Annotated in this window: 1 protein-coding gene and 1 pseudogene; both read left to right on the top strand. The window is 38.5% G+C overall.

What is annotated here, in order from left to right; all coding sequences use genetic code 11:
- The first annotated feature begins 154 nt into the window (after window positions 1–154).
- A pseudogene (locus NT175_07205) lies at window positions 155–772 on the top strand (hypothetical protein).
- Window positions 773–1,326: 554 nt separating this feature from the next.
- On the top strand, window positions 1,327–2,514 hold a 1,188-nt coding region (locus tag NT175_07200; GenBank protein MCX6234497.1), incomplete at its 3' end, for a C25 family cysteine peptidase.

The following is a 2,514-nucleotide window of genomic DNA, read 5'->3' as shown; positions in this document are numbered from 1 at the left end:
GTAAAGGAAACAATGTTCCGGCTGGAATTTATCTTTATAACATCAGCTATAACAACACTCCTTCCCAGTATAAAAAAGTATTATTCATTCACTAAACTCTCTTACAATGAAAAAGTCACCCTTACTTTTAGTTTTATGTTGTCTGACTGGCATCATGGTATCGGCCCATGACTGGGTAACCTTTACCCGGTCCAATCCCCAGGCTCCTGTTATCAATCTGATCCAATCCAACAACCAGCAGGTACAATACACCGTTGAAGTTTGCGGAATGTTCAAAGAAAACCTTACAGAAGGAGGCGAAAACTTTCAAAGGATTGAAATACCGTGTTCAGGAAAATCCGCTCAAACCGGCGAACCCGAACTACCTTACATCCGGCAATTGATTGCCATACCCGAATGTGATGACGTTATTCTAACAATTAACATTATCAGTCAGACTGATTTCAGCAGCTACAACATTTACCCTGCTCCTGATTACGAAGAAGTTCAGGGCCCGGGCAATTCGGTTTATCTGCAGGAAGTATTTTCGAAAAACGAAGCCGTGTATGACCAAAACACTTACCTGCCCGGTATGAATGCCGAAATTGTTTCAACCGGCTACCTTCGCGGCCAGAAATATGCCGAGGTATACCTATACCCGGTACAGTTCAACCCTGTAACAAACCACATTATCGTTTATACAAATTACCAGGTAAATCTTGGTTTTAGCAATCCCATAACAGATGTAAACGTGAATACCGGTATTTTCAATAATGTGGCAACCAACACATTTTTAAACTATCTTTCAAGCGGCATCAGGGCAAGCATTAACGACAATGTGGAGGGTAACGGGAATGTGCAGTGGGTCACACTTACTGATACAGCCAAGGCTCACACTATTGTTGCCGATTACCTGATCATTTGTGACCATCATTTTTTCGAACCGGATAATCCTGAATCAGAAGTATTGGCAATTGCCAACCATCGCGCATTTTATAATGGTTTTGATGTGGCGATATTGAATGCTGATAGTATCATTTCCGATTATCTTCACTTTTATTACGATGTTACAACCCCTCAACACAAAAAAGCGCAACGTATCCGAACCTGTATCCGACGTATTTACGAAGGAGCTCATGCCCTGCATACATATGATGGCAAACTGGGTTATGTGTTATTGATTGGAGATTCTGAATATATGGGAAACAATGGAATGCCAACTTCATATGACAACGTTTTTGATTTTCCTTCTGACTATTATATTATGAATCGGAAGCCACCTTTTATGATGAATCTGAAGTCCCGCCGCCCAGAGGATGGCGGAACGAAACCGGAGTATTCGTACAAATTGATCCACACTATGATTATCACCAACCTTATCTTGAATTTATTGAGAGCCTGGTTCCCTCATATTTTATCGTGGATGAAATTGACGGTGCAGAAGAAAATTATGAGGATCAAGTATATTCTGCATTGAATGAAGGTGTCGGGACTTTTACTTATTTTGGTCATGGTGATTTTGACAGGTGGTCGACAATGACAATGAATGAAATGGAGTCCAATCTGATTAATGATTACAAATCTCCTGTAGTACATGCTATTGCATGCAATATAGGACATTTTGATACGATCAGCGATTGCTTTGGCGAAAGAATGACAACTTATTCAGGAACAAGAGGGTTTACAGGTTTTTTAGGAGCATGCAGGAATGTGGGTTGTAAAGCTGATATTAACGATATTTGTTATCCACCTAAATATTTTCAGGAACTTATTCCATATACTATTTTCAATGATTTATCACATATTACAGGGGAATATATCCTGGAAAGTAAGATGAGAAATGAAGCAAACGTGCCACAATATAAGCATGCATTTAATTTTTTTGGAGATCCTGCATTAAATATTATGGCTCAGGGATTTGAGGTAACCCATGATATCACTCTTCCTCCAATAACAACCATTTCAACAAAAATTACCGTTAGAAGCGGGGTCACGCTAACTGTTCCTTATGACGGGAATCTTCGTTTCGAAAATAACGGGAAATTGATCATTGAAAATGGAGCTACTTTGAATTTTTATCAAAATGACACAATCACGGCAGTATCAGGTATGGACAGTATTATCGTTTATGGAAACATCGTAATGGGAGTTGAATTGGCAAGTAATATTTCGTTTCTGACAGAAGAAGGTGCCTCTTTTGTCATCGAAATCAAAAATTATGAACTTGATCTGTCAATAAATGATGATCAATTCGAAGGTGTTACATTTTCAGCTTATGTTAATAAGCTGGAAATCGAAAATTGTGTTTTTGATGATTCATACCTGGGATTTTACAGGGATAATGATCAATCTTTTGAATTAACGAATTCGCAATTCACTAATTCAACAGTTATTGCATCCATTGGAGGAATGGCTGCGACTGATAGGGGCACAGTTATTATTACAGGTTGCGATTTTGTAAATAGCATGGACGATGTAGTTATTAACATCGGACCCTATAAGAATTTTATGCTTTTACACGATACACTTATATAC

The sequence above is a fragment of the Bacteroidota bacterium genome, assembly GCA_026391695.1.
Taxonomy (GTDB): Bacteria; Bacteroidota; Bacteroidia; order Bacteroidales; family JAGONC01; genus JAPLDP01.
This window is presented reverse-complemented; position numbering and strand designations above follow the sequence as displayed.